22 protein-coding genes, 1 tRNA gene, 1 other RNA gene, 3 pseudogenes and 1 other annotated feature are annotated in these 26,430 nt (G+C 53.4%); of the genes and pseudogenes, 15 read left to right on the top strand and 12 right to left on the bottom strand.

What is annotated here, in order from left to right; genetic code table 11:
* Positions 1-114 precede the first annotated feature (114 nt).
* Positions 115-844 (top strand): annotated as a pseudogene (tonB, locus tag WLO32_RS11530) (TonB system transport protein TonB).
* A gap of 27 nt (positions 845-871) precedes the next feature.
* Here the strand turns inward: tonB and yciA are convergent.
* Positions 872-1,267, bottom strand: a complete 396-nt coding sequence (yciA, locus tag WLO32_RS11525; RefSeq protein ID WP_435945303.1) for an acyl-CoA thioester hydrolase YciA — start codon at positions 1,265-1,267, stop codon at positions 872-874.
* Between the two features lie 317 nt (positions 1,268-1,584).
* On the opposite strand from yciA, the gene WLO32_RS11520 reads away from it, so the two are divergent.
* Positions 1,585-1,660 (top strand) — tRNA-Thr (locus tag WLO32_RS11520).
* Between the two features lie 99 nt (positions 1,661-1,759).
* A complete protein-coding gene (locus WLO32_RS11515; protein WP_435945302.1) occupies positions 1,760-1,960 on the top strand; it encodes a hypothetical protein in 201 nt (66 codons plus the stop codon).
* Positions 1,961-2,060: 100 nt separating this feature from the next.
* Here the strand turns inward: WLO32_RS11515 and WLO32_RS11510 are convergent, their stop codons facing one another.
* Together WLO32_RS11510 and WLO32_RS11505 are read right to left on the bottom strand one after the other, a co-directional pair.
* Positions 2,061-2,597, bottom strand: a complete 537-nt coding sequence (locus WLO32_RS11510) for a septation protein A (protein WP_121268829.1) — start codon at positions 2,595-2,597, stop codon at positions 2,061-2,063.
* Positions 2,598-2,663: 66 nt separating this feature from the next.
* Positions 2,664-3,407 (bottom strand): YciC family protein, encoded by a 744-nt coding sequence (locus WLO32_RS11505; RefSeq protein ID WP_435945301.1) that lies wholly within the window; start codon positions 3,405-3,407, stop codon positions 2,664-2,666.
* Between the two features lie 385 nt (positions 3,408-3,792).
* Between WLO32_RS11505 and ompW the strand changes: the two genes are divergently transcribed.
* Positions 3,793-4,425 (top strand): outer membrane protein OmpW, encoded by a 633-nt coding sequence (gene ompW / locus WLO32_RS11500; protein WP_435945300.1) that lies wholly within the window; start codon positions 3,793-3,795, stop codon positions 4,423-4,425.
* Between the two features lie 47 nt (positions 4,426-4,472).
* On the opposite strand, the gene WLO32_RS11495 is transcribed toward ompW, so the two are convergent.
* From WLO32_RS11495 to WLO32_RS11470, 6 genes are all read right to left on the bottom strand, one after another.
* A complete protein-coding gene (locus WLO32_RS11495; protein WP_435945299.1) occupies positions 4,473-4,934 on the bottom strand; it encodes an OB-fold protein in 462 nt (153 codons plus the stop codon).
* 365 nt (positions 4,935-5,299) lie between these two features.
* Positions 5,300-6,106: a tryptophan synthase subunit alpha gene (gene trpA / locus WLO32_RS11490; RefSeq protein ID WP_435945298.1), complete on the bottom strand. Its 807-nt coding sequence runs from the start codon at positions 6,104-6,106 to the stop codon at positions 5,300-5,302.
* Positions 6,106-7,299: a tryptophan synthase subunit beta gene (trpB, locus tag WLO32_RS11485; protein WP_435948288.1), complete on the bottom strand. Its 1,194-nt coding sequence runs from the start codon at positions 7,297-7,299 to the stop codon at positions 6,106-6,108. The genes trpA and trpB overlap by 1 nt, the downstream gene beginning before the upstream one ends.
* A 9-nt stretch (positions 7,300-7,308) precedes the next feature.
* Positions 7,309-8,670 carry a bifunctional indole-3-glycerol-phosphate synthase TrpC/phosphoribosylanthranilate isomerase TrpF gene (gene trpCF, locus WLO32_RS11480; RefSeq protein ID WP_435945297.1) on the bottom strand — a complete coding sequence of 454 codons (1,362 nt, stop codon included), beginning with the start codon at positions 8,668-8,670 and terminating at the stop codon, positions 7,309-7,311.
* A 3-nt stretch (positions 8,671-8,673) separates the two neighbouring features.
* Complete coding sequence (gene trpD, locus WLO32_RS11475) at positions 8,674-10,269, bottom strand: bifunctional anthranilate synthase glutamate amidotransferase component TrpG/anthranilate phosphoribosyltransferase TrpD (RefSeq protein WP_435945296.1); 1,596 nt, start codon at positions 10,267-10,269, stop codon at positions 8,674-8,676.
* Positions 10,269-11,831 carry an anthranilate synthase component 1 gene (locus WLO32_RS11470; protein ID WP_435945295.1) on the bottom strand — a complete coding sequence of 521 codons (1,563 nt, stop codon included), beginning with the start codon at positions 11,829-11,831 and terminating at the stop codon, positions 10,269-10,271. The genes trpD and WLO32_RS11470 overlap by 1 nt, the downstream gene beginning before the upstream one ends.
* Positions 11,832-11,855: 24 nt before the next feature.
* Positions 11,856-11,952: a sequence feature (Trp leader region), on the bottom strand.
* 121 nt (positions 11,953-12,073) lie between these two features.
* Between WLO32_RS11470 and rnm the strand changes: the two are divergent.
* From rnm to WLO32_RS11455, 3 genes and pseudogenes are all read left to right on the top strand, one after another.
* Positions 12,074-12,998 (top strand): annotated as a pseudogene (rnm, locus tag WLO32_RS11465) (RNase RNM).
* A complete protein-coding gene (locus WLO32_RS11460; RefSeq protein ID WP_435945294.1) occupies positions 12,995-13,615 on the top strand; it encodes an L-threonylcarbamoyladenylate synthase in 621 nt (206 codons plus the stop codon). Before rnm ends, WLO32_RS11460 begins: the two are co-directional and overlap by 4 nt.
* A 219-nt stretch (positions 13,616-13,834) precedes the next feature.
* On the top strand, positions 13,835-14,149 hold the full coding sequence (locus WLO32_RS11455; RefSeq protein ID WP_435948287.1) for a hypothetical protein: 315 nt from the start codon (positions 13,835-13,837) through the stop codon (positions 14,147-14,149).
* Here the strand turns inward: WLO32_RS11455 and WLO32_RS11450 are convergent.
* Positions 14,146-14,955, bottom strand: coding sequence for a DUF4225 domain-containing protein (locus tag WLO32_RS11450; protein WP_435945293.1), 810 nt, complete (start codon positions 14,953-14,955; stop codon positions 14,146-14,148). The genes WLO32_RS11455 and WLO32_RS11450 overlap by 4 nt on opposite strands.
* Positions 14,956-15,339: 384 nt before the next feature.
* Here WLO32_RS11450 and rluB point away from each other — a divergent pair.
* Positions 15,340-16,222 (top strand): annotated as a pseudogene (gene rluB / locus WLO32_RS11445) (23S rRNA pseudouridine(2605) synthase RluB).
* A gap of 1,031 nt (positions 16,223-17,253) precedes the next feature.
* Here the strand turns inward: rluB and rprA are convergent.
* Together rprA and ydiK are read right to left on the bottom strand one after the other, a co-directional pair.
* An RNA gene (rprA, locus tag WLO32_RS11440) (antisense sRNA RprA) lies at positions 17,254-17,360 on the bottom strand.
* A 194-nt stretch (positions 17,361-17,554) separates the two neighbouring features.
* Positions 17,555-18,670, bottom strand: coding sequence for an AI-2E family transporter YdiK (ydiK, locus tag WLO32_RS11435; protein ID WP_435945292.1), 1,116 nt, complete (start codon positions 18,668-18,670; stop codon positions 17,555-17,557).
* A 205-nt stretch (positions 18,671-18,875) separates the two neighbouring features.
* On the opposite strand from ydiK, the gene ydiJ reads away from it, so the two are divergent.
* The 7 genes from ydiJ (at position 18,876) to sufB (ending at position 26,421) form a co-directional block, all read left to right on the top strand.
* The gene (ydiJ, locus tag WLO32_RS11430; protein WP_435945291.1) at positions 18,876-21,932 is read left to right on the top strand and encodes a D-2-hydroxyglutarate dehydrogenase YdiJ; all 3,057 of its coding nucleotides are present in this window, start codon (positions 18,876-18,878) and stop codon (positions 21,930-21,932) included.
* Positions 21,929-22,339, top strand: a complete 411-nt coding sequence (gene menI / locus WLO32_RS11425) for a 1,4-dihydroxy-2-naphthoyl-CoA hydrolase (RefSeq protein WP_435945290.1) — start codon at positions 21,929-21,931, stop codon at positions 22,337-22,339. The genes ydiJ and menI overlap by 4 nt, the downstream gene beginning before the upstream one ends.
* A 335-nt stretch (positions 22,340-22,674) precedes the next feature.
* Positions 22,675-22,947 carry a hypothetical protein gene (locus tag WLO32_RS11420; protein ID WP_435945289.1) on the top strand — a complete coding sequence of 91 codons (273 nt, stop codon included), beginning with the start codon at positions 22,675-22,677 and terminating at the stop codon, positions 22,945-22,947.
* A 267-nt stretch (positions 22,948-23,214) separates the two neighbouring features.
* Positions 23,215-23,580, top strand: a complete 366-nt coding sequence (locus WLO32_RS11415; protein ID WP_435945288.1) for a putative T6SS immunity periplasmic lipoprotein — start codon at positions 23,215-23,217, stop codon at positions 23,578-23,580.
* 161 nt (positions 23,581-23,741) lie between these two features.
* Positions 23,742-24,095 (top strand): putative T6SS immunity periplasmic lipoprotein, encoded by a 354-nt coding sequence (locus WLO32_RS11410; protein WP_435945287.1) that lies wholly within the window; start codon positions 23,742-23,744, stop codon positions 24,093-24,095.
* 464 nt (positions 24,096-24,559) lie between these two features.
* Positions 24,560-24,928 (top strand): Fe-S cluster assembly scaffold SufA, encoded by a 369-nt coding sequence (sufA, locus tag WLO32_RS11405; RefSeq protein ID WP_435945286.1) that lies wholly within the window; start codon positions 24,560-24,562, stop codon positions 24,926-24,928.
* An 8-nt stretch (positions 24,929-24,936) separates the two neighbouring features.
* Positions 24,937-26,421: a Fe-S cluster assembly protein SufB gene (gene sufB, locus WLO32_RS11400; protein ID WP_435945285.1), complete on the top strand. Its 1,485-nt coding sequence runs from the start codon at positions 24,937-24,939 to the stop codon at positions 26,419-26,421.
* Positions 26,422-26,430 lie beyond the last annotated feature (9 nt).

The following is a 26,430-nucleotide window of genomic DNA, read 5'->3' as shown; positions in this document are numbered from 1 at the left end:
AAAGGATGCTTTGTGGAGAAAAAGCAGCGCTGCAGGCAATGCGTTATTGAATATGATTGCTATTTGCATTTAAAATTACCGCCTGTTTAAGATATCGAAGCCATTATGACGTCAATGACCATTGATTTACCTCGCCGCTTCCCGTGGCCGACCGCGCTCTCCGTCGTGTTGCATGGTGCTGTAGTGGCGGGGTTACTTTATACCTCGGTACATCAGGTTATTGAGATGCCTGCGCCCGCACAGCCTATCAGCGTCACCATGGTTGCGCCTGTCGACCTTGAACCGCCGCCGCAGCCAGAAGTTGTGCAGCCGCCGCCGGAACCCGTCGCGGAGCCTGAGCCGGAGCCAGAACCGATCCCCGAGCCGCCAAAAGAGGCGCCGGTCGTTATTCATAAGCCTGAGCCCAAGCCAAAACCAAAACCTAAGCCGAAACCGGTGAAAAAGGTTGAGCAGCCGAAGCGCGAGGCGAAACCTGTCGAACCGCGTCCGGCAGCGCCCGTTGAGAATACCGCGCCCGTGCGTGCGGCACCGACGGCGAGGGCCTGCGCCGGCTACCAACGTCGCGCCAGTGGCTACAGGACCCCGCGCGCTCAGCCGTAACCAGCCGCAGTATCCTTCCCGCGCCTTTGCATTACGCATGGAAGGCAACGTTCGCGTGAAGTTTGACGTCGCCGCCGACGGCAGCGTCAGCAACGTAACTATCCTTTCGGCGAAGCCTGCCAATATGTTTGAGCGAGAAGTAAAGCAGGCGATGAAGAAGTGGCGCTACGAAAGCGGCAAGCCCGGACAGGGGCTGGTTGTGAATATCGTCTTCCGCATTAACGGCGGCGCGTCGATGGAATAAAAAAACCTCCCGTTCGGGAGGTTTTTTTCAGGCCTGCTGCGGTAGCTGACGGGGCTTTCCGTCGTTATCAACGGCGACGTAAATAAAGATAGCTTCCGTCGCTTTATAACGCTGCCCGATCGGCTCCGATGACACTTTCTTTACCCATACTTCCACGTTGATAGTCACCGAGGTGTTGCCGCGTTTTACGCAGCTGGCGTAGCAACACACCACGTCGCCTACCGCTACGGGCTTGAGGAAAGTCATGCCGTCAACGCGGACCGTTACCACGCGACCGTGGGCGATCTCTTTTGCCAGAATGGCGCCGCCCATGTCCATTTGCGACATCAGCCAGCCGCCAAAAATATCACCGTTTGCGTTGGTATCGGCGGGCATTGCAAGGGTTCGCAATACCAGCTCACCGCCGGGCGTGCTCTGATTCATCTCTCTTCCTGAAAAATAGTGCTGGACTTCATCATAATTGAACTCGTTTTATTTTGCTTGCCAAAACATGGCTATGGGCAAACGGATGACGCAGGGACGGGGATAGGCCAGTGAAAAGCCGTATACGGGCTTGTCTGTTCCGGGCGACAGACATATTTTGAAAAATCATTATCCTTTACACGGGTAGGGTCTTTACTTATCCTCTGCGCCCGGTAAATTCCCTGATTTACCTTCCCACAAACCGCCACTAGCTCATCGGGAAGAGCGGCAACCTTAGCGTTGTAGTACGGGGTTCGAGGCTCCGGTGGCGGACCAACGCCGACTTAGCTCAGCAGGTAGAGCAACTGACTTGTAATCAGTAGGTCACCAGTTCGATTCCGGTAGTCGGCACCAGATTCTTCTCCCTTCTCAACCGCTGTTCTAAGGCCCGGCAAGGAATTAACCAGGGCTTTCGTCTAGACTTAGCATTCCGGAAGCAAAAAGGAGAAGCTAATGTCACAACTTGACTCAAACGAACAGCGAAGAAAAGAGGGTGAGGTTAATAAAGGCCTGCCAGAGACGGCTCCTCATTCCGCTAACGCTTACGAAGAGGATGAGCACAAAGTCAAAGAGGAGCCGCGAAAACAAGGCGAGGTTCCCCGTACGCGCGACGACAGCGATCATGATAAAAAAGATCCGTATAAAGAGAAGTAGGCCCGGCCGGACGCTTACGGCTCTTTATCCAAATGCAAATCCCCGCCCAGGCGGGGATTTTGTTTAATAGACGTCGATGAGTAATTAACAGCTGCGGCGGCTATTTCTCTTCCTGCGGCATATGGCGATAAATGTAAACACCGCTGAGCAGGGTAAACACCAGCGTGGCGGCGGTCAGGCCGAACACTTTAAAGTTAACCCAGACGTTTTGCGGCAGCCAGAAGGCGATATAAATATTCGCCACGCCACAGATGATAAAGAACAGCGCCCACGCCACGTTAAGTTTCGCCCATACGTGTTCCGGCAAAGTAATCTCTTTGCCCAGCATGCGCTGGATAAGCGGTTTTTTCATCACCAGCTGGCTGACCAGCAGGGCAATGGCGAACAGCGCGTAAATCACCGTGACTTTCCATTTGATAAATTCATCGTTATGGAAGAACAGGGTCAGCCCGCCGAACACCGCAACCATCACGAAAGTGATAAGGGTCATTTTTTCCAGCTTGCGGTATCTGTACCAGCTGTAAACCAGCGCCAGGGCGGTAGCGACAATCAGCGCGCCGCTGGCGGCGTAGATGTCGTACATCTTGTAAAACGCAAAGAAGACAATCAGGGGCAGGAAGTCGAGAAACTGCTTCATAAACTTTTTCCGTAAGATGAGAGAACTCCTGACTGACTATAACCCGCAGTCAGGAGCGGATGAAGGTTACTGGCGAATAAGCATATATAAACGGAATAAATAAATGAGCAACACGCCGGAAATAAGGTTGCTTATCGTGTTGGCGATAGTCGCGCCAACTGCCGGAGACAGCGCAGCAAAGGAAGACGCGAGCAGCAGCAGGGCGGTTTTCGCCGCAAGCCAGGAGATCACCGCCGGCGCGACCAGACGCATATTGCTCCACGTCAGACGGATGCTGTTACGCATGGCCTGAAAAATACCCGCTTTATCCTGCACCAGCATCACCGGCGCGAAGGCCAGCACAATGGCTAACAAAACTCCCGGCACCACAACCAGCATAATGCCGATCTGCACCAGAAAGGTGGTCAGAAACATCAGGATAAACATTTTTGGCAATACGGGCGCCGCAGCGCCTACCGCGCGCAGCGCGCTTACGCGATGCCCGGCTGAAACCATCTGCATTAACACCAGCATGCTGGCGGCCAGAATCGCGTTGCCGATAAGCCCGGAGAACGTCGATGCCGCAGAAGCTTTGAGTAACACCTGCTGTTGCTCAGGCGTCATGTTTTGCACAAGGTCAAACAGGCCAACGCTTCCTGCTAGGTTGTCGCCTTCGCTCAGAATGGCCATCTGTTCATCGCTGGGCGAAAACGCGTGACCGATAATCACCGAAATAAAGGCGCAAAGTAATGCGATCAGTAAAATAGTAACGAACTGATTGCGTAGAAAATTCCCCGTGTCACGGTACACAGAACCCGCCGTGATAGACATGCACTCTCCTTTGAAATTGCCCGGATATACCTTAGCGCGCAATTGTACCCCGAAAGCGCGAGCTGTGGCACCACTAAGGCCGCGCGGAAAAAACCACGTCCGCTCCGGTAAATCGAGAAATCGCTCTTTGAGCGGGCTTATGCATAAAAATGCTCCAGCAAGCGGTGCGTTTTTGCGCAAAAGCGGAACGTAAAGATTTTAAAATCCGGGTTGGTGGTAAAAATTGACTCCGGATCAATAAAGGTCTTTTTGCATTGTCGGCAAAAATTAATCCAGATCATTGAATGTTAAATTAGCTAATGAAGTGTGATCGATGCCGGATCACTTTGTACCTAAAAGTGAGTATATTCAGCCCCGCTTATAAAACCATAACAAGGGAAGGGCTATGAAAAAATTATCTGTAGCAATACTCGCGCTGGGCTGTTTATCAGGTGAAGTTTTAGCGCATGAGGCGGGCGAATTCTTTATGCGTGCCGGTACGGCAACGGTTCGTCCTACAGAAGGTTCAGACAATGTGCTCGGGATGGGCGGTTTTAACGTCAGTAACAATACCCAGCTGGGACTGACCTTTGATTATATGGTGACGGACAATCTCGGTATCGAACTGCTTGCCGCCACCCCGTTCCGCCATAAAGTTGGCCTGGGCGCAACGGGCGATCTGGCCACGGTCAAGCAGCTGCCGCCTACGCTGATGGCGCAGTGGTATTTCGGCGATGCGAAAAGCAAAGCGCGCCCGTATATTGGCGCCGGTATCAACTACACAACTTTCTTTGACACGGACTTCAACCAGACGGGCAAAGACGCAGGTCTAACCGATCTGAGCGTAAAGGATTCATGGGGCGCCGCGGGCCAGGTGGGGCTGGACTATATGGTCAACCAGGACTGGCTGCTTAATATGTCGGTGTGGTATATGGATATCGACACCGAAGTGAAGTTTAAAGCGGGCGGCGAGCAGCAGAATATTAAAACCCGTATCGATCCATGGGTGTTTATGTTCTCTGCGGGTTACCGCTTCTGATAAACGATGATAAAAGCTGGTCATTTAACATGACCAGCTTTTATTTTTTAATTAAATGAGCAGGAGCGTCCGGAAGGTGAACCAACAACGCGTGACATACGTTCACATACAACGGTGACTTGCTGACCTTTTTTCAGGGAAATGGCCATCGATTTCTCTGAGTCTTTCATCTGCATTCTTGCTGGCATGAACTGATTATCAGTTTTGAAGCTGATAATAATGGAGTCGGCAAAATCTTTATCGATCGACTGAACGACACCTTTCACGGCGACCAGCTGTCCTTTCATTTTCTCATCAGTTGCCACTTCATTTTCTTCATAGGAAGCGGCTAATTGACGGGCAGTGGTCTGGAAGACCTGTTTTTCTGGCGGAGCCTGACGGGTTTCGGTGCTCGCTGAGCTGGTGTTGCCAGCAGAATCACTCGTGGAATCTTCTTTCTTGCTGGAAATATATCCCAGAATGATTAGCGCCACGAAAATATAAAATATCCATTTGAAAAACTTCTTCATTAGTCCTATCCCCTTCAGGTTTTGTTAATAATTTCGCACGGCAATTAATTCTGGCGTAAGCCGCAGCTATTTATATCATCTGCTAAGAGCAGAGAACTATCTTTTAGGTTTGCTAGTGAAGTGACCGGTTATTTTATAAGCAATTTTTTCACGGCAGCTGATTCAGCCACGCATAAGCACAACATGTTGACTACATTTTGGCTATTAGTCGGTGGGGTTTTTTAGCTTGTGGATCTTAGCTGTTAAGCGCCATACCAGAATATGTCGATTTTTTCTTGTCAGGCCAAAAGCAATTTTTAGATGAAAGAAAAACGAAAAAAAGCTCAGCAAAAGGCCGGAATAGCGCCGGCCTTTTGTGTCAAAAATTAACCTCTGGTCGCCGCCTTCATCGCCTGCACAAAGGTTTTCAGCTCGCCAAGCATGGCGTCTTCATCGTTAAGGTTCTTCTCAATAATCTTTACGATGGCCGAGCCGGAAATGGCCCCGGCGGCGCCGGCTTCAATGGCGTCACGCACCTGGGAAGGTTCGGAGATGCCAAAGCCCTGCAGCGAAGGCGCGGCATGATATTCGGTTAATTTCTCCACCAGATGGTAAAGAGGCAGCTGCGCGCGCGTTTCGGCGCCGGTTACGCCAGCGCGAGAAAGCAGGTAGGTATAGCCGCGACCGTGAGAGGCAATCTCGCGCAGCAGGTCGTCATTGGCATTCGGCGGACAGATGAAAATCGGCGCAACGTTATGGCGCATCGCCGCCTGGCGGAACGGCGCGGATTCTTCGATCGGCACATCGGCAATCAGCACCGAATCCACGCCCACTTTGGCGCACAGCGCATAAAACTCATCGATGCCGCGGTTGTAGACCAGGTTTGCGTACATCAGCAGGCCAATGGGAATGGTTGGGTGCTTCTGGCGAATCGCGGCCAGCATTTCAAAACACTGGGTCGGCGTGACGCCTGCGGCGAAAGCGCGTAACGCGGCATTCTGAATGGTTGGGCCGTCCGCCAGCGGGTCGGAGAAGGGGATACCCAGTTCCAGCGCGTCGGCGCCCGCCGCAATCAGCGTATCAATAATTTTCAGCGATTGTTCAGGCGACGGATCGCCAAGCGTGACAAAGGGAACAAACGCGCCTTCGCGGCGTGCCTGCAGCTGCTCAAATGCGTGCTGATAACGTTCCATTACATTTCCCCTCGTGCTTTTAAAATGTCGTGAACGGTGAAGATGTCCTTGTCGCCCCGGCCGGAGAGGTTCACCACTAGCAATTGTTCTTTTTCAGGATCTTCGCGCATCATTTTCAGCGCGTGGGCCAGCGCGTGAGAAGACTCTAACGCCGGAATAATCCCCTCTTTGCGGCACAGCAGCTTAAAGGCGTCCAGCGCTTCGTCATCGGTAACGGACACGTAGTCCGCGCGGCCAATGCTGTTCAGATGCGCATGCTGCGGCCCAACGGACGGGAAGTCCAGGCCTGCGGAAATAGAGTAGGACTCTTCAATCTGGCCCTCATCGGTCTGCATCATCGGGGACTTCATGCCGAAGTAAATCCCCACGCGGCCATGTTTTAGCGGCGCGCCGTGCTCGCCGGTTTCGATGCCGTGGCCCGCAGGCTCAACGCCGATCAGGCCGACGTTGGTTTCGTTAATAAAATCAGCGAACATGCCGATGGCGTTTGAACCGCCGCCGACGCAGGCGATAACCGCATCCGGCAGGCGTCCTTCTTTTTCGAGGATTTGCGCCTTCGTCTCTTCACCGATCATGCGCTGGAATTCACGCACGATGGTCGGGAACGGGTGCGGGCCTGCCGCCGTGCCAAGCATATAGTGCGCGGTATCGTAGCTGCCGGACCAGTCGCGCAGCGCTTCGTTACAGGCGTCTTTCAGGGTGGCGGAACCGCTGTGAACAGGAATAACCTCTGCGCCCATCAGACGCATACGGAACACGTTTGGCGACTGGCGCTCAACGTCCTTCGCCCCCATATAAATGCGGCATTTCAGGCCGAGGAGGGCGCTCGCCAGCGCGGAAGCTACGCCATGCTGGCCGGCGCCGGTTTCCGCGATGATTTCGGTTTTGCCCATTTTTTTAGCGAGCAGCGCCTGGCCGAGCACCTGGTTAGTTTTATGCGCGCCGCCGTGCAGCAAATCTTCACGCTTAAGGTACAGCGTGGTTCTGGTGCCTTTGGTGATGTTTTTGCATTTCGTCAGCGCGGTAGGGCGACCTGCATAGTTTTTCAGCAGATCGTTAAACTCCGCCTGGAACTCAGCATCGCTTTGCGCCGCCACAAAGGCTTCTTCCAGCTGGCGCAGGGCCGGCATCAGGATTTGTGGCACATACATGCCACCAAACTCGCCGAAATAGGGGTTAAGTAACGTCATGATTATTTTTCCTTAGTAAGCCCGCAGCGTCTGAAACACGGCCGCCAGCTTGTTAGCATCTTTAATGCCCGGCGCGCTTTCCACGCCAGAGTTGAAGTCCAGTCCCGCGCAGCCGGTATTAGCCGCTTCCACGCAGTTGTCGGCGCCCAGGCCGCCGGCGAGAAGCACGTTATCGAGCTTCTGGCCCGCCAGCAGCGACCAGTCGAAACTCTGGCCCGTGCCGCCCTGGCCGTTGTCGAAGACGTATTTATCGACGTGGTTTAAATTGCGTTCGGGCAGAGATTCCTGCACGCTCAGCGCCTTCCAGATTTGTACGTTATCCGCTAATTCAGCGCGTAGTTCGTCAATGTACGGCTGGTCTTCGTCGCCGTGAAGCTGCACCGCGCAAAGCGTAAAACGCGCGGCCTTCTGTGCTACTTCGCTAACCGGCGCATTGCGGAAGACGCCCACGTAGCGCAGCGGAGCTGCGGCCATGACCGACGCGGCTGCTTCATCGCTGACAAAACGCGGGGAGGTCGGCACAAAAATCAGCCCGCCGTAAATCGCCCCGGCTTCATGCGCCGCGCGAGCGTCTTGTGGACGCGTCAGGCCGCAAATTTTGTTTTCGCCGAGCGTGACGCGGCGTACCGCCGCGTTAAGATCGTCTTCGCCCATCAACGCCGAGCCTATCAGGAATCCGTTGGCAAAATGGCTCAGCTCGCGGATCTGACCGTAGGTGCTGATGCCGGATTCGCTAATCACCGTCACGCCGTGCGTAAGGCGCGGAGCGAGCTGGCGCGTGCGATTCAGGTCGATGGACAGATCGCGCAGGTCGCGGTTGTTAATGCCGACGACTTTGGCTTCCAGCGCGATGGCCCGCTCGAGCTCTTCTTCGTTGCTGACCTCCGTCAGCACGCCCATATTCAGGCTATGCGCCACGGCGGCAAGCTGGCGATAATGGTCGTCATCAAGCACGGAAAGCATCAGCAGGCAGGCATCGGCCTGATAAAAACGCGCCAGGTAAATCTGGTAGGCGTCGATAATAAAATCTTTGCACAGCACCGGCTGGGTCACGATGCCGCTAACGATGGGCAGAAAATCAAAGCTGCCCTGAAAATATTTCTCGTCGGTCAAAACGGAAACCGCGGAGGCGTAGTGTTTGTAAACACCGGCAATGCGCGCCGGGTCAAAATCATCGCGAATTACGCCTTTAGAAGGGGACGCCTTTTTGCATTCAAGGATAAACGCGGTACGCGCGCCCTGCAGCGCATGATAAAAGCTGCGTGTGGCAGGGGTGACTTCATTCTGAAAACTTGCCAGGGGCTGCTGCTTTTTACGCGCTTCAACCCAAATCGCCTTATCCGCGACGATTTTCGTTAATACGGTGTCCTGCATTTCTTATCCTCTTGCTGCAAGTAGCGTAACGCGGTCATAAGCCGCACCGCTGCGCAATACGTTCAGCACCTGTTGTGCGTTTGCTTTGAGATCTTCCTTGCCGTGCAGGCGCATAAGCATAGCTACGTTCGCCGCCACGGCTGACTCATGGGCCATCTCTCCTTTACCTTGTAGCAGGCGGGTGAGAATGTCACGGTTTTCTTCCGGCGTGCCGCCCGCAAGCTGATCCTGATGGTAGGCCGGGAGGCCGAAGTCTTCGGCGGTCAGCTGATAGCTTTTAATATCGCCGTCGATAAGTTCCGCCACCTGCGTCGGCGCATGTAATGAAACCTCATCCATGCCGCCGCTGTGCACCACGGCCGCACGTTTGTAACCCAGAACGCGCAGCGTTTCGGCAATCGGCAGCACCAGCTCCGCGCTGTAAACGCCAATCAGCGCCAGCGGCGGGTGAGCCGGGTTAATCAGAGGCCCTAACACGTTAAACAGGGTGCGGGTTTTTAACTGCTGGCGCACCGGCATGGCATGGCGGAAGCCGGTGTGGTATTTCGGAGCGAACAGGAAGCACACGCCCAAATCATCCAGCGCCTGGCGGGAGGTTTCGGCGCTCATATCCAGATTGATGCCAAAGGCCGCCAGCAAATCCGAAGAGCCCGAGCGGCTGGAAACGCTGCGGTTGCCGTGTTTCGCCACCTTCATTCCTACCGCCGCCGCGACAAATGCGCTGGCGGTAGAGATATTGATACTGTTGCTGCCGTCGCCGCCGGTGCCGACGATATCCGCAAAGGGGTAGTCCGGGCTTGGGAACGGCGCTGCGGCCTCCAGCAGGGCGGATGCGGCGCCGGCGATTTCATTCGGATGCTCGCCGCGCACCTTCATGCTCACCAGCGCGGCGGCCAGCTGTTCTGGCTTCAGCTCGCCGCGCACGATGGCCGAGAAAAGCTGATGGCTCTCTTCGCGGCTCAGCGTTTGCGCCTGGTACAGCTTGTCCAGAATCGGCTGCAGCGTATTGGTTTGTTTTAACTTCAGCAGCGCCCAGTCGAGGGTTTGCTCCAGCAGACGTGCGCCCTGGGTCGTCAGGATGGATTCCGGGTGGAACTGGAAGCCGCACACGCGGTCGGCGTCGTGACGCACGGCCATCACCATGCCGTCAAAATGCGCGTTGATGGTTAAGCCCGCGGGAATATTGCTGCCGACCAGCGAATGGTAGCGGGCGACCGGCAGCGGATTCGGCAGGCCGGCAAACATGGCTTCGCCGTCGTGAGAAATGGTCGAGGCTTTGCCGTGCAGGATCTCTCCTGCCTGGCCGACATAACCGCCGTAGGCTTCGACAATCGCCTGATGGCCCAGGCAGATGCCGATGATCGGCAGTTTGCCGCGCAGACGGGTCAGCAGTTCCGGCATGCAGCCGGCCTCGCTCGGCGCGCCCGGACCCGGAGAGAGCATCAGGACCGGGTTATCCATCGTTTCAAGGCGTTCAATTAAGGTCTGCGCCGGAACATGGTTGCGATAGATAACCACGTTGTGCCCGTTGGCGCGCAGCTGATCTGCCAGGTTATAGGTAAATGAGTCGATGTTATCGAGCAGCAGAATGTCAGCCATCAGAAAATCTCCTTTGCATGGTGCGCGGTGGCAATAGCGCGCAGTACAGCGCGGGCTTTATTACGGGTTTCGTCCGCTTCGGACTGTGGTACGGAGTCGAGCACCACGCCAGCGCCAGCCTGAACGGTGGCAATGCCGTCCTCTACGTAGGCGGAGCGAATCACGATGCAGGTATCCAGATCGCCATGGGCGGTGAAATAACCCACCGCGCCGCCGTAGCTGCCGCGGCGCACGCCTTCCGCTTTGGCAATCAGCTGCATCGCGCGAACTTTCGGCGCGCCGCTAAGCGTGCCCATGTTCATGCAGGCGCGGTAAGCGTGCAGCACGTCCAGATCGTTACGCAGCTCGCCCACCACCCGTGAAACCAGGTGCATGACGAATGAATAACGGTCGACTTTAGTAAGGTCCGCAACGTAGCGGCTGCCCGGCGTGCAGATGCGCGCCAGGTCGTTACGCGCAAGATCTACCAGCATAAGATGCTCGGACATCTCTTTATGGTCGGTACGCATTTCGAGTTCAAAACGGCTGTCGAGATCGCGGTCGAGCGAGCCGTCCGCGCGGCGGCCGCGAGGACGGGTGCCGGCGATGGGGTAGATTTCGATCTGGCGCGAGGCGGCGTCGTATTTCAGCGAGCTCTCAGGCGATGCGCCAAACAAAGTAAAATCATTGTCCTGCATAAAGAACATATAAGGGCTTGGATTGCTTTTCTTCAGCGTCTGATAGGCCGCCAGCGGGGAAGGGCAAGGCAGCGAGAAGCGGCGGGAAGGCACCACCTGGAAGATTTCTCCGGCGCGAATCGCTTTTTGCATATGACGGACTACGGCGCCGTACTCTTCGTCGCTCTGATTGCATTCGCAGCTCATATGCTCAACTTTCTGCACCGGCAGCGCGGCAGGCGCTTCCTGCAGCTGACGGCACAGCTGCTCGGTGCGTTGCAGCAGGCGCGTTTTCTCTGATGCGGAAGGGGTGAACAGGCTTGCCTGAATGCGGGTCTGCTTTTTCTGATGATCGATAACCAGCAGCGTTTCAGCCAGGTAGAAGCAGTAGTCCGGGCAGCGGTTGTCCTGGCTTAGGGCGGGCAAATCTTCAAAGCCTGCGACCAGGTCATAGGCGAACAGGCCGCCGAAGAACATCGCCTCGCGCTCGTTTTCCGGCACGCTGACGAGCTCCTGCATCAGGCGGAAGGCGTCGAACACGGAAAGCGAACACAGACGCGCGTCTTCATCCAGCAGCTGGCTGACGGCAGGGAAATGAAGTACGCGGCCCTGCGGCAGACGTTCGTTCTGTACGCCAGCCGGCAGCGCGGCGTCCAGCAAATCCAGCAAGGCGGAACCGTTGTCTGAGAGCGCCTGAATGGTGACAGTGTCACCCAGGGCGGTAATACGCAGCGCGCTGTCTACCAGCAGCAGGCTTTTTAAATCATCTTTGCTGTCGATGTCGGCAGACTCAAGCAGCAGCGTCGCCGGGCGTGCGCCGCACAGCTGGTGGAATACGGCGGTAGGGTTATCCCGGTACGGCGCGTCTTTGGTCAGTAATTCGAGCGCTGGTTTTTGTGTGTGCATGGTTTGCTCTCAGTTATTTTGTTCAAAAAAAAGCCCGCTTCGATGGCGGGCCAGGTATCCGGGCTGGTTAACAGCCATAGCGATGACACTGCCCGTTTCAGGAAGTGCGCCACCAGCTGTTGTGCAGGTTGAGAATCGCTTTCATTTTCAGATACCTTTCTTGCGTGAACTTGCGTACTAGTTAACTGGTTCATGGATATAAAGTCAATAGCGATTTTTAGTTAGCGGCGAATATCGCTATCATGAACGGTGTTTTTCATTTTTTTAACAGTTCCGGAGCCAATTTGAGCGAACCTACCCTTGCGGTGATTTACGACCTGCACAGCCATACCACCGCCTCAGATGGCCTTTTAACCCCCCAGGCGCTGGTACAGCGTGCGGTGGATAATCGCGTCGGCATTCTTGCCATTACCGATCACGACACCGTAGCGGGCCCTGCCGGCGGCGCGGGCTGAAATCGCTGATAAACAGCTCCCCTTACGGTTGATCAGCGGCGTGGAAATATCAACCGTCTGGGAGAATCACGAGATACATATCGTCGGCCTGGGCATTGATGAACATCATCCGGAAATGGTGACGTTGCTGGCGGAACAAAACGCGCGCCGTAACCTGCGTGCTGAAATGATTGCCGACAGGCTCGATAAAGCCCGTATTCCCGGCGCGCTTGAGGGCGCGCTGCGTCATGCGAACGGCGGGGCGATAACTCGCGGGCATTTCGCACGTTTTCTGGTCGAATGCGGTAAAGCCGGTACGATGGCGGACGTCTTTAAGAAGTACCTTGCGAAAGGGAAAACCGGATACGTTCCGCCGCAGTGGTGTACAATAGAACAAGCTATTGATGTCATTCATCATTCCGGCGGGCAGGCGGTGCTGGCGCATCCAGGCCGCTATGACCTGACCGCAAAATGGCTGAAAAGATTGCTGGCGCAGTTTGCGCAAAGTGGTGGCGATGCCATGGAAGTTGCGCAGTGTCAGCAAGCCCCCAACGAAAGAACCGTACTTGCGGGCTATGCCCGGCAGTTTAACCTGCTGGCCTCGCAGGGCTCTGATTTCCATCAGCCCTGTTCGTGGATAGAGCTGGGACGCAAGCTATGGTTGCCAGCGGGCGTTGAGCCAGTATGGCGAGAGTGGGGAAACAGCCTCATCGCAAAAGAGAGGGCAGTATGAGTCAGTTTTTCTATATTCATCCGGATAACCCGCAGCAGCGCCTGATTAACCAGGCCGTGGAAATCGTCCGCAAGGGCGGCGTCATTGTCTATCCGACCGATTCCGGCTACGCGCTGGGCTGCAAGCTGGAAGATAAAGCGGCGATGGAACGCATTTGCCGCATTCGTCACCTGCCGGACGGGCACAACTTCACGCTGATGTGCCGCGATTTGTCCGAGCTTTCGACCTATGCGTTTGTCGATAACTCGGCGTTTCGCTTAATTAAAAACAACACGCCGGGCAACTACACCTTTATTCTTAAAGGCACGAAGGAAGTTCCGCGACGCCTGCTGCAGGAAAAGCGTAAAACCATCGGCCTGCGCGTCCCGTCTAACCCAATAGCGCTGATGCTGCTTGAGGTGCTTGGCGAACCGATGCTGTCAACCTCCTTGATGCTGCCGGGCAGCGAGTTTACCGAGTCCGATCCGGAAGAGATTAAAGATCGCCTCGAAAAGGTGGTCGATCTGGTGATCCACGGCGGCTATCTTGGCCAGCAGCCAACGACGGTCATCGATTTAACGGATGATTCTCCGGTCGTGGTGCGTGAAGGGGTAGGCGACGTTAAACCTTTCTTATAACCGCGGTCCAAAATGGGGTGCAAGCCCCATTATTCCACTTAATCATCAGGTTTAACTATCCACGCTTGCTGGGAACGGTCGGGTAATAAAAATGTGCACGGCTATCTTTTTCAGAATCACGGAAAGGATTTTGCCTGGAACAGGTGAAAATTCATTAGTATGATCGTGCAGTTAATCGGCAGCCGGGAAGCCTGTTTTATGCATAAAGGAAGCAAGAGCATGATTGTTACTGAGGCGGCTTTGTTGGATTCTGGCTTCACGCCGTCGGATTTGCAAAAGATAAAAAATAATATAGAGAGCTATGGCGGGACTCTTGAGGAAGCTATCAATGATCTCGCCCGGCGATTTAGTACGCTACTCTGGGTTTCTGTTGTTTGTATCGCAATCTTATTGCTACTTGTCGTATTCAGTTCACCTGTCAGAGCATTAGCGTGGGGGCTGGCGATTTTTGTGGGGATTATAATAATGTCGCTCGCGCAGCCGCCAATACTTTCATACAAGTCCTGGCGTTACCGAAAAATTAGCAAGGATTAACTGTTTTCGTTATCCATCGTTAAAAGATCGAAAATCACTTTTGCTTTTACACCCTGACCCGCAATCTTCATTGTTAGCTTAGGTCTGCTCATCGTGTTGACCTTACGGTAATAATCATGAGGTATCCATTTAAATAACCTCCATGCTTCCGGTTTTCGTGTGAGACCAATGATGCTATAGATATTGGCACTGAGTGTGACCGCATTATAAAAAGCCAGACCATTTTGGGGACTGAATCCCATAAACCGGGCCGTTTGCATTACTGAATCTGCAACAATACCCTGTGAAGGTATATGACCCGGTGGCTGTTCAAAGTTCATCGCCTCCCTGGTTAATCCGTTAATTCCATCAATAATCAGGACAGCGCCAGCTAGTGCGCCTGTTGGTCCCATTGTGGATAGCATCACAAACCCACCAAAGAGTACCAAACCTGATAGCGCCACATTTACAGCTGAAATCACATAGCCGACGATTTTGTTATTTTCCCGGATAAACTCCACCTTCGCATAAAGCTGCGCGGCTCTGGTTCTTAACAGACGATCCTGTTCCCGGAGATTTTCCGTTTCAGCCCGCAGATTCCTGATGCATATCATGCACTCCTCGTCTGTTCTGGCTCGTCGTGCCGCGGCGAATTGGTGTTCGACGACCTGTTTTATCTCTTCGACAAACTTTATGCGTATCAGGCCATTATGCAGATGAAAAGCTGACAGCCTGTTTGCCGTTTCGACCAGTTTTCGGGCTTCCAGATTGACCATCGTATCTGACCAGCTTCTGTTCCACCCTTTGTTAAGCAGTGCAATATCCATACAGAAAACTTTCCCTGTTGATAACAGCCAAACCATGGTTTAGGTGTTATATCCGCGTGTCTGGATAGTTTATGCGCAGCACGTTTCAGGGCAACAGAAATTGATTTAGCAAAATCTGATTTTGCCGTCCTGTCTCGCCTGATAAGAAAGTCCCTCTGGCCTGCCACAGGGCCTCTGAAAAAATACGCATCAAACTTGATGAACCATTTAATCTAAAATTCGTGTAGTATGTCCCGCCCACGAACCATTGTGCGTGACGGCCTGCATGACATGTTGTGTGCAATGAAATAGTTACATATCAGTGAGTTAATTTACTTTTGGTGTTAACTCATTGTTTCATAAAGTATATCAGACGCCTGTGAAGGCGACACCCGAGGAAGCTCAATGAGCGATAAGAGCGAAAAGTTACAAAAAGTGCTGGCTCGCGCCGGCCACGGTTCACGCCGTGAAATCGAAACCATTATTTCTGCAGGCCGCGTCAGCGTCGACGGCAAAATTGCCACGCTGGGCGACCGTGTTGAAGTGACTCAGGCCCTGAAAATTCGTATCGACGGCCACCTGATCTCTATTAAAGAATCCGCCGAGCAGATTTGCCGCGTGCTGGCTTACTACAAGCCGGAAGGCGAGCTGTGCACCCGCAACGATCCTGAAGGCCGTCCAACGGTGTTTGATCGCCTGCCGAAGCTGCGCGGCGCGCGCTGGATTGCCGTGGGCCGTCTGGATGTTAATACCTGTGGCCCTGCTGCTGTTCACCACCGATGGCGAACTGGCTAACCGTCTGATGCACCCAAGCCGTGAAGTTGAACGCGAATACGCCGTGCGCGTGTTTGGTCAGGTTGACGATGACAAAGTGAAACAGCTGGCGCGTGGCGTTCAGCTTGAAGATGGTCCGGCGGCGTTTAAAACCATCAAATTCACCGGCGGCGAAGGCATCAACCAGTGGTACAACGTGACGCTGACCGAAGGCCGTAACCGTGAGGTTCGTCGTCTCTGGGAAGCGGTTGGCGTGCAGGTCAGCCGTCTGATTCGCGTCCGCTACGGCGATATTCAGCTGCCAAAAGGTTTGCCGCGCGGTGGTTACACCGAGTTAGATCTGGCGCAGACCAACTATCTGCGCACGCTGGTAGAGCTGCCGCCCGAAACGGCAAGTAAAGTGGCGGTGGAAAAAGATCGTCGTCGTATGAAGGCGAACCAGATTCGTCGCGCTGTTAAGCGTCACACGCAGGTCACCGGCGGCGGTCGTCGTCCCGGCGGGCGAAACAGCTAAAGATTCAATCGATTGTATAAAGCCCCTTGTCTGGACTGGACCGATATTATTGGACAGAACATATCAGGGGCTTAATTGCTACTTGAGATACCCTCTCTATAGCTGCTGTTGATTACTGCCGTAGCCTCTGCTTTTTTTGATATATGTTCTTCTTTCGTAACATTCGTTCCGTAGCGGATAAATACTTTATTCTGGAAACGTTATTTAGAGTGCTCCTTCTAAACTCATAATATTCCAGTTGTTATCTATAAAGAAATTATAACGATAATTAATGCCGTTTAAGGTGTATTTTGAGTAATATTGATAGCCTTTTTCTAGTTTGATTTTTATACAGGTGTCAGGGAATGAAAGATTTAATGGTTTATATTGTGCAACCAATAGTTCCTTAACCTGGTTGTTTTATTGGAGGATAGATAGTAGTAATCTAAAATATCATTCTTATTTACGCTGTAGCACACTCTTTCTCTGTCAACGCTCAGCCAGCCCCACCTGCCATAAGCGAGCCTGTCTGCTCCGCTGGGACACCCTGTCAGTAGGATGCATAAAGGTAGCAATATCCTCTTCATTATGGGAAATTCCTTAATAACTTTTTATACCTTGCTAACAGCTTTAATACGGGCTCAGCAGGATCATAGTCTCTGAGTTTATAGAGGGTGCTATGGTCAGCGAAACCATGTCTTTTTAATAGCTATAAAGAGAACCGGCAAGATTGATTTATCCCTGCGTTAATAGCCTCAGGCCGTCCTTTTTAATGGGCTCGTATTTCACCGGATTATGATGCATATACCCTCCTTAATATAGCAGGCTATGCTAGCACTATGTGATTAATAATCAATTATTTAGTTGGTGAATGAATGGTGGTTGTAATATTTCACAAAACAGTGTCGTTAACCCTAAGCAGCCTGTCAAAAAGCATTAATATCCGTTTACGGGAAAAAGATTTTCAGCCAAAAAAACGAACACTATTAATAGGAAGAACAGGCATGATTGTACCAGGTGCGGCAGACAGGCCTTTTGGTCAGCAAAAAAGGCGAAAAAAAAGCCCATCGTTGAGATGGGCAAAGACTACACACAGCAATTCGTTGTTTCACTCAGGGGATTTCCATGCTTATAAATCAATGTGTTGATTCATAACCGTGTGATAATAGTAGGCATCCGCGCCGGAGGAGTCTCTCAGATTCGTCTCAATAGTTAACGACAGGTTAACGATTAACATCACATTATCGCGCGTTAGCCAAATCAAAGGGGTTAATGGAGGATAAAAAGCAGCAGACTGATTAGGTGCGTTAACCAATGGTTTAACGGCTCCCCCACGGGTGAGGGAGCGGCGGATTACTTCACGCTGTTTTCTTCTTGTTCTTCAAGCAGCTCAACGATTTCGTCGGTGTTGTCCTGCGGCAGCGGGGCTTCATGCATCCAGACTGAAATCAGACGATAGGAGACCGCCAGCAGCACCGGGCCGATAAACAGGCCGATCATGCCAAAGGCGATTAAGCCGCCGATAACGCCGGAGAGGATTAGAATCATCGGCAAATCGGCGCCCATACGGATTAGCACAGGGCGGATAACGTTATCCATGGTGCCCACTACGCAGCTCCAGACCAGCAGCACGGTGCCCCACGTCGTATCGCCGGACCAGTAGAGCCAGACGATGGACGGGATAAGCACCAGCAGCGGGCCAATCTGTACCAGACAGCACAGCATCATCACGACGGTAAGCAACGTCGCATTCGGAATGCCGGCAACCGCCAGACCAAAACCGCCGAGCACCGACTGCACCAGCGCGGTTACCACCACGCCCAAAGCGACAGCGCGAATGGCCTGGCCCGCCAGCAGAATAGCCGCGTCGCCGCGTTTACCCGCCAGCCGGAATGCGAAATGACGTATCCCGTTGCCGAGGGTTTCGCCTTTCGCATACAGCAGTACGCTAAACAGCAGCATCAGGCCGCAGTGCATCAGGAAGCTGCCGATATGCACCGCCTGGCCCAGGAACCAGGTTGTGGTGGTGCCGATATAAGGGCGGATTTTCGCCATAATCGCGCTGCCGCCGCTTTCGACCAGCGTATTCCAGCCGACATAAAGCTTATCGCCCACCACCGGAATAGCATGCAGCCATTCGAAGGTCGGCAGGGCCATATTGCCTTTGGTCGCCCAGCGGATGATTGGCCCGCTGTTATCGACCAGGCTGTTCACCAGCAGGGCGACGGGAATCACAAAGAGCATCAGCAGTAAAAAGGTCATGACCATTACGGCCAGCGAGCGTTTTCCCCACAGTAAACGCTGGAGCCTGAGCATTACAGGCCAGGTGGAAAGCACGACGGTGCCAGCCCAGGCAAAGCCGAGAATAAAGGGCCGTACAATCCACAGACAGGCAATAATCATTACCGAGATAAACAGCACTGAAAGCAAGATCTGCAGCAGATCCTTTGGCGGACTTACTTTGACCATAGAAATAATCACCTTAAAAAAAGATAACGGGCAAATTGCCTGCGTTAAAACCGCGAAGCGGATAACATAATGATGATGTATTTCCTCGCTTTTTGACAGCCGCAAAACAGACGCGCTTGTCTGAAAAAAATGTGTTAAAAACGAAAGGCAGTATACGCAAACGATAACTCACAACTTAAATAACGTCAGGCAGGGTCGACAGTCAATGATCCCACAAATTTCTCAGGCGCCGGGGCTTGTTCAACTGGTGCTCAATTTTTTGCAGGCACTGGAGCAGCAGGGTTTCACCGGCGATACCGCAACCAGCTACGCTGACCGGTTGACTATGGCAACCGATAACAGCATTTATCAGCTGTTGCCGGACGCGGTGCTTTTCCCTCGTTCAACGGCCGACGTGGCGCTCCTTGCCCGCCTGGCCTCCGAAGAACGTTTCAAATCTTTGGTCTTTACCCCCAGAGGCGGCGGCACCGGCACCAACGGCCAGGCGCTGAACACCGGCATCGTGGTCGATATGTCGCGCTACATGAACCGCATCATTGAAATCAACCCTGAGCAGGGCTGGGTGCGCGTGGAAGCGGGGGTAATTAAAGACCAGCTCAACCAGTATTTAAAACCTTACGGCTATTTTTTCGCCCCGGAGCTGTCCACCAGCAACCGCGCAACGCTCGGCGGGATGATAAACACCGATGCCTCCGGGCAGGGCTCGCTGGTGTACGGCAAAACTTCTGACCACGTAATGGGCGTGCGCGCCGTGCTGCTGGGCGGCGATATTCTGGATACCCACCAGATGTCCACGGCGCTGGCGGAAGATCTGGGGCGCGATGAAAGCCCTACCGGGAGAATTTATCGCACCGTGCTTGAACGCTGCCGCGAACAGCGCCAGCTAATTATCGATAAATTCCCGAAGCTCAACCGTTTCCTTACCGGCTACGATCTGCGCCACGTCTTTAACGACGATCTTTCACAGTTCGATCTCACGCGCATTCTGACAGGCTCCGAAGGCACGCTGGCGTTTATCACCGAGGCGAAGCTGGATATTACGCGCCTGCCGAAAGTGCGTCGGCTGGTGAACGTGAAGTATGACTCTTTTGACTCCGCTTTGCGCAACGCGCCTTTTATGGTCGAGGCCCGTGCGCTGTCCGTGGAAACGGTGGATTCGAAAGTGTTGAACCTGGCGCGGGAAGATATCGTCTGGCACTCGGTGAGCGAACTGATTACCGACGTGCCGGATAAAGAGATGCTCGGCCTGAACATCGTTGAATTTGCCGGAGACGACCTTGAGCTCATCGAAAGCCAGGTCGCCGCGCTGTGTACGCGTCTTGATTCGCTGATAGCCGAAGGCGAGGGCGGCGTTATCGGCTGGCAGATTTGTAGCGACCTGGCGGGCATCGAACGTATTTATGGCATGCGCAAGAAAGCCGTCGGCCTGTTGGGCAATGCAAAAGGGCAGGCAAAGCCTATTCCCTTTGCCGAAGATACCTGCGTGCCGCCGCATCACCTGGCGGATTATATTGCGGAATTTCGCGCGCTGCTGGATGGCCATAATCTGAGCTATGGCATGTTCGGCCATGTGGATGCGGGCGTGCTGCACGTTCGCCCGGCGCTGGACATGTGCGATCCGCATCAGGAAGTGCTGATGACGCGTATTTCCGACGAGGTAGTGGCGCTGACGGCTAAATACGGCGGCCTGCTGTGGGGCGAACACGGCAAAGGCTTCCGCGCGCAATACAGTCCGGCCTTCTTTGGCGAAACGCTCTATGAGGAGCTGCGCCGCATTAAAGCCGCGTTCGATCCGGATAACCGCCTGAACCCCGGTAAAATCTGCCCGCCGCTCGGCGTGGACGATCCGATGATGCAGGTGGACGCGGTGAAGCGCGGCACCTTCGACCGGCAAATTCCTATTGCGGTTCGCACCTCATGGCGCGGCGCTATGGAGTGCAACGGCAACGGCCTGTGCTTTAACTTCGATGTGAAAAGCCCGATGTGCCCGTCGATGAAAATAACCAGCAACCGCATTCATTCTCCGAAAGGCCGCGCCACCTTAACCCGTGAGTGGCTGCGCCTGCTGGCCGATCGCGGCGTGGATCCTGAAGCGCTGGAAAAGCAGCTGCCGCAGCAGCGCGCCAGCCTGCGGGGCCTTATCGAGCGAAGCCGCAACTCCTGGCACGCGCGCAAAGGCGAATACGATTTCTCCCACGAAGTGAAAGAGGCGATGTCCGGCTGTCTGGCCTGTAAAGCGTGCTCCACGCAGTGCCCGATTAAAATCGACGTGCCGGAGTTCCGTTCGCGCTTCCTGCAGCTGTACCACACCCGCTATCTGCGCCCGATGCGCGATCATCTGGTAGCCACGGTCGAAAGCTATGCGCCGCTGATGGCGCGCGCGCCGAAGACGTTTAATTTCTTTATGAGCCAGCCGTGGGTGCGCAATCTGTCGCAAAAGCACATCGGCATGGTTGATTTGCCGCTGCTCTCCACGCCAACGCTCCAGCAGCAGCTGGTGGGGCATCGTTCGGCAAACGCCACGCTTGAGCAGCTTGAGGGCTACAGCGCGGAACAGCGCGCTAAAACCGTACTTGTGGTGCAGGACCCCTTCACCAGCTACTACGATGCGCAGGTGGTTGCAGATTTCGTCCGCCTGGTGGAAAAGCTTGGTTTCGAGCCCGTTGTGCTGCCGTTTTCCCCGAATGGCAAGGCTCAGCACATCAAAGGCTTTTTGCAAAAATTCGCCCGCACGGCGCGTAAAACCTCCGAGTTCCTGAACCGCGTCGCGGCGCTCGGTATGCCAATGGTGGGCGTCGACCCGGCGCTGGTGCTTTGCTATCGCGACGAGTACAGGCAAACGCTGGGCGAGGAGCGCGGAGATTTCCACGTGCAGCTGGTTCACGAATGGCTGCCGGGCGTGCTGGCAGATCGCGAAACGACCGCCGTCGGCGGCGAATCCTGGTATTTATTCGGCCACTGTACCGAGGTGACCGCCTTGCCAACCGCGCCGAACCAGTGGGCTTCTATTTTTGCGCGCTTCGGGGCGAAGCTTGAGAACGTAAGCGTCGGCTGCTGCGGCATGGCGGGCACCTACGGACATGAGGTCAAAAATCACGCCAATTCCCTCGGTATCTATGAGCTTTCCTGGCATCAGGCGATGCAGCGCCTGCCGCGCGGCCGCTGTCTGGCAACCGGCTATTCCTGCCGCAGCCAGGTCAAGCGCGTGGAAGGCAACGGCGTGCGCCATCCGTTACAGGCGCTACTGGAGATTATGGGATGATCTGGCGACGTGAAACCACGCTTGCGGCGCTTAACGCCATGAGCGCCGGGAATATGGTCGAGCATGTTGGTATCGAATTTACCCGCATTGGCGATAACGAACTGGAAGCCACCATGCCGGTGGATAACCGCACCCGCCAGCCCTATGGCCTGCTGCACGGCGGCGCTTCCGTCGTGCTGGCTGAAACGCTCGGTTCGGTGGCAGGTTACCTGTGCACCGAGGGCGAGCAAAAGGTCGTCGGCCTCGAAGTCAATGCCAACCACGTTCGTTCTGCGCGAGAAGGCGTAGTGCGCGGGGTCTGTAAGGCGGTGCACGTCGGCCGCCGTCATCAGGTATGGCTGATTGAAATCAGCGACGAACAGGGGCGGCTTTGCTGTACTTCTCGGCTGACGACGGCGGTGGTTTAAAGCCGGCTGAACTTAAGCAGCGATAAAATGAACGGTGGGTGACCTGGCGGTCATCCACCGTTTTCGTTTTAAGGGCGAAAATAAGCGCAGCGCCCGGGGAAAAAATTCTCAAATTAATATTTTCTGAATTTATATTAAGGCACTCATCTGCACTTTTTATTAGAGCTTTTTTCAGCACTTGCTGATTTATTCTGGTGGGTATTTTTTATTTTTTTCTGTCACGATAAATCCCTGCCTGTTGTGTCAATGCATGAGCGTCGACTTATTCATAAACTAAATAATTGCCGGCTCAATTCTCAGTGATATATTGATATTTTCAGCAAGGAGAAAACTTTATGAGTTTTGAAACGGATCTTAAAAAAGCTATCGCTGTCGGCGGTTTAAGAAGGCTAACCAACGGTGAGATAAATTTAGCCGCTACGCTGTTCGGCCACACTGTCAGCTATAACAAAGTATGGATTCACCGAGGCAGCTATCTTCCTTTTAATCTGCAGAGCAGAAATACGGCCATGACGCCCAATGGTGAGGTAGGGTTTCAGGAGGGGGTGTACAGGCCGGACTTTCGAGTAGCGATTACTCCAGTCAACATATGTTCCTTCATGAAATGATGCACGTATATCAGTTTCAACGGGGAATGTTTGTTAAGGCCAGAGGCGCGTTTTCATGGGTCGTGAATTATCAATACAGATTGGATAAAGAGAATTTAAATGAATATGGTATGGAGCAGCAAGCAAGCCTCGTTAGCGATTACTGGTTATTAATTAATCAGGGTTTTCTGGCCATATGCAGAATGTGAATCTGCAAGATTATAATTTTATGGAATCAGAAAAACAATTGACTGGAAGATATAAGAAAATATTAAGGAGATTCCCGTTATGAGAAAGGTTATGATTGCTGGGATGTGTTTCTGCCTGAGTGGTTGCCTGCTGGGGGAAAAGTTTCCATTCACTGACCAGGGCAGCGCCATAATTTATGGTGACAGAATTTGCATAAGTGTCGATAAGAAAGATGTGTTGGACTTTTATAGTATTTCCTCATCAGAAAATAATTATAAAAAAGAGTTGGTGAATAGTGGAGATACTCCGCTTCAATATCGATACCCTAAAACGTGTTTTAGCGCCCCGTTAAAAAATGGATTTGAATATGTTCTTCTTTATAAAATGAATTCGCACACTTTTCGCTACGAGTTTTTTATAGATCTTAATGGCAGAGTGTTCGATATCAGAAGAGGAAAAGAGTAAGGCCGTTATCAGAGCACGGGTAGTAGCGAGGTAGACGTAGTGGGGAAGGCTTCATAGCCCTCAGGTTTTTCCATCAGGTGATTTGAAAAGCTTATGTATGCTTCCCCCCATCGGCACATTCTTTCCAGGCTATATAAAAAAGTTTTAAAGGGGTTTTATTTATGAAAAAAATATTTTTCTGTCTCTGGGTTTTCCTTTTATGCGCCTGTCAAAGCGAAGCGGACAAGCTGGCTTTTGCCAACGCAGGCGCTGCCATCATCGAAGCTAACAGGATTTGCCTGAGCGTGAATAAAAGGGATGTGCTGAGCTATTATTATTTATCTTCCAGTGAAGATGGCTACAGGAAGTCAATTTTAATGTCGGGTCACCATCCGCTTCATCTTTCTTATCCTGATACCTGCATCAAGGTAGCTTTAAAGCCCGGGTACAAATATGGGCTGCTATATACGATGAATAATATTGATTACCGATATGAATTTTTTATCGATTTAAACGGGGTCGTAACCGGTTTGTAAAACCGAGGGGCATAATGCTTTCCCCCGGATCGGCACATCCTTTCGCTAGCTAACGCATAAACAGATAGCGTTTAAGGAACACAACTCTGAAGGGAATAGCCCGGGTTAAGCCTGCGGGCACCATCCAGCAAAAGCCCGATTTTAGAAAAGGCTCGGGATGGGGTTAGCGTATTTTCCAGAAACGCCTGTTTTAACCTCCGCCTCTCACTTAAATAGATATTCTCTATACATCTTTTGCTTTCTATCGTCCAGCGCCCCAGTACGCGGCTAAAATCTCTCTATTTCAGCGGCTTAAATAGCTCTTTTCGCCATCTGCAAGAGTTTCAGCAGGGTCTATCCTTAGTAAAGACGCCCAAAAAAGCAGCATTTCGTGAATACCCCTGTTATCAGGATGTTGTATTGATAATTGTTATCATTAACATAGGGGCATTGGCCTTTGGGCGGCAACACATAAGAGGTGAACTATGGAAGTGCAAACTGGTAGCTTCGATCCCAATGAATTCGCCTGGCGGGGTCTGACGCTAACCCCGGACGCGGCCGCGCATATTTGTAAGCTGACAAGCCAGCAGCCGGGACTGCTCGGCGTGCGCCTTGGTATTAAGCAGACCGGATGCGCGGGCTTTGGCTACGTGCTGGATACCGTGAAAGAGCCTCATAAAGACGATCTCCTGTTCGAAACGAACGGCGCAAAGCTTTGGGTTCCGCTATCGGCCATGCCGTTTATCGACGGCACAGAGGTCGACTATGTGCGCGAAGGCTTAAACGAGATATTCAAATTCAACAACCCGAAAGCGCAGCACGAATGTGGCTGCGGTGAAAGCTTTGGGGTGTAGGCGGGATTATGTCACGTAATACTGAAACGTCCGACGAAGTACAAACCTGGGCCGGCAGCCATCACTATAAAGAAGGCTTCTTTACCCAGCTTAAAACCGACGAAATGGCTCACGGCATCAATGAAGAGGTGGTGCGGGCAATTTCCGCGCGGCGTAACGAGCCGGAGTGGATGCTGGAGTTTCGCCTGAGCGCCTACCGCGCATGGCTTGAGATGGAAGAGCCGCACTGGCTGAAGGCAAACTATGAAAAGCTGAACTATCAGGATTACAGCTACTACTCCGCGCCTTCCTGCGGCAGCTGCGACGATAACTGCGAATCCCAGCCTGGCGCCGTGCAGCAGCCCGGCAGCAACGCTTATCTGACGGGCGAGGTGGAAGAGGCCTTCAAACAGCTCGGCGTTCCGGTGCGCGAAGGCTCCGAAGTGGCGGTGGATGCGATTTTTGACTCGGTCTCCGTGGCGACCACCTATCGCGAAAAGCTTTCCGAACAGGGCATTATCTTCTGCTCCTTCGGCGAGGCGATTCACGAATACCCGGAGCTGGTGAAAAAATATCTTGGCACCGTGGTGCCGAGCAACGATAACTTTTTCGCCGCGCTGAACGCCGCCGTGGCTTCCGACGGCACCTTTATCTACGTGCCGAAAGGCGTGCGCTGTCCGATGGAGCTTTCCACTTACTTTCGCATCAACGCCGAGAAGACCGGTCAGTTTGAGCGCACCATTCTGGTGGCGGATGAAGGCAGCTACGTCAGCTACATCGAAGGCTGTTCGGCTCCGGTTCGTGACAGCTATCAGCTTCACGCGGCGGTAGTGGAAGTCATCATCCACAAAGACGCGGAGGTGAAATACTCCACGGTGCAGAACTGGTTCCCGGGCGACGGCAACACCGGCGGGATCCTGAACTTTGTGACCAAGCGCGCCCTGTGCGAAGGGGCGAACAGCAAGATGTCCTGGACCCAGTCGGAAACGGGCTCCGCCATCACCTGGAAATACCCAAGCGTCATCCTGCGCGGCGATAACTCCATCGGCGAATTTTTCTCCGTGGCGCTCACCGCCGGGCATCAGCAGGCCGATACCGGCACCAAAATGATCCACATTGGTAAAAATACCAAATCGACGATTATCTCGAAGGGGATCTCCGCCGGGCACAGCCAGAACAGCTATCGCGGGCTGGTCAAAATCATGCCTACCGCGACTAACGCCCGTAACTTCACCCAGTGCGACTCGATGCTTATCGGGCCGGACAGCGGCGCGCACACCTTCCCGTATGTGGAATGCCGCAACAATACGGCTCAGCTTGAGCACGAGGCGACAACTTCACGCATCGGCGAAGACCAGCTGTTCTACTGTCTGCAGCGCGGGATTGCCCAGGACGATGCGATATCCATGATCGTCAACGGCTTCTGTAAAGACGTGTTCTCTGAACTGCCGCTCGAATTCGCGGTGGAAGCACAAAAACTATTAGCGATAAGCCTCGAACACAGCGTCGGTTAAGCATTAAGG

This window comes from Dryocola mayonis (assembly GCF_051307045.1).
GTDB lineage: Bacteria > Pseudomonadota > Gammaproteobacteria > Enterobacterales > Enterobacteriaceae > Dryocola.
The sequence above is the reverse complement of the archived record's forward strand: the minus strand, read 5'-3'. Positions and strand labels throughout refer to the sequence as shown.

Excerpts from the sequence above, each read along its gene's own strand:
- yciA (WP_435945303.1), bottom strand. The coding sequence starts at position 1,267 with ATGAATCAGAGCACGCCCGGCGGTGAGCTGGTATTGCGAACCCTTGCA.
- WLO32_RS11515 (WP_435945302.1), top strand. The coding sequence starts at position 1,760 with ATGTCACAACTTGACTCAAACGAACAGCGAAGAAAAGAGGGTGAGGTT.
- WLO32_RS11510 (WP_121268829.1), bottom strand. The coding sequence starts at position 2,597 with ATGAAGCAGTTTCTCGACTTCCTGCCCCTGATTGTCTTCTTTGCGTTT.
- WLO32_RS11505 (WP_435945301.1), bottom strand. The coding sequence starts at position 3,407 with ATGTCTATCACGGCGGGTTCTGTGTACCGTGACACGGGGAATTTTCTA.
- ompW (WP_435945300.1), top strand. The coding sequence starts at position 3,793 with ATGAAAAAATTATCTGTAGCAATACTCGCGCTGGGCTGTTTATCAGGT.
- WLO32_RS11495 (WP_435945299.1), bottom strand. The coding sequence starts at position 4,934 with ATGAAGAAGTTTTTCAAATGGATATTTTATATTTTCGTGGCGCTAATC.
- trpA (WP_435945298.1), bottom strand. The coding sequence starts at position 6,106 with ATGGAACGTTATCAGCACGCATTTGAGCAGCTGCAGGCACGCCGCGAA.
- trpCF (WP_435945297.1), bottom strand. The coding sequence starts at position 8,670 with ATGCAGGACACCGTATTAACGAAAATCGTCGCGGATAAGGCGATTTGG.
- trpD (WP_435945296.1), bottom strand. The coding sequence starts at position 10,269 with ATGGCTGACATTCTGCTGCTCGATAACATCGACTCATTTACCTATAAC.
- WLO32_RS11470 (WP_435945295.1), bottom strand. The coding sequence starts at position 11,831 with ATGCACACACAAAAACCAGCGCTCGAATTACTGACCAAAGACGCGCCG.
- WLO32_RS11460 (WP_435945294.1), top strand. The coding sequence starts at position 12,995 with ATGAGTCAGTTTTTCTATATTCATCCGGATAACCCGCAGCAGCGCCTG.
- WLO32_RS11455 (WP_435948287.1), top strand. The coding sequence starts at position 13,835 with ATGATTGTTACTGAGGCGGCTTTGTTGGATTCTGGCTTCACGCCGTCG.
- WLO32_RS11450 (WP_435945293.1), bottom strand. The coding sequence starts at position 14,955 with ATGGATATTGCACTGCTTAACAAAGGGTGGAACAGAAGCTGGTCAGAT.
- ydiK (WP_435945292.1), bottom strand. The coding sequence starts at position 18,670 with ATGGTCAAAGTAAGTCCGCCAAAGGATCTGCTGCAGATCTTGCTTTCA.
- ydiJ (WP_435945291.1), top strand. The coding sequence starts at position 18,876 with ATGATCCCACAAATTTCTCAGGCGCCGGGGCTTGTTCAACTGGTGCTC.
- menI (WP_435945290.1), top strand. The coding sequence starts at position 21,929 with ATGATCTGGCGACGTGAAACCACGCTTGCGGCGCTTAACGCCATGAGC.
- WLO32_RS11420 (WP_435945289.1), top strand. The coding sequence starts at position 22,675 with ATGAGTTTTGAAACGGATCTTAAAAAAGCTATCGCTGTCGGCGGTTTA.
- WLO32_RS11415 (WP_435945288.1), top strand. The coding sequence starts at position 23,215 with ATGAGAAAGGTTATGATTGCTGGGATGTGTTTCTGCCTGAGTGGTTGC.
- WLO32_RS11410 (WP_435945287.1), top strand. The coding sequence starts at position 23,742 with ATGAAAAAAATATTTTTCTGTCTCTGGGTTTTCCTTTTATGCGCCTGT.
- sufA (WP_435945286.1), top strand. The coding sequence starts at position 24,560 with ATGGAAGTGCAAACTGGTAGCTTCGATCCCAATGAATTCGCCTGGCGG.
- sufB (WP_435945285.1), top strand. The coding sequence starts at position 24,937 with ATGTCACGTAATACTGAAACGTCCGACGAAGTACAAACCTGGGCCGGC.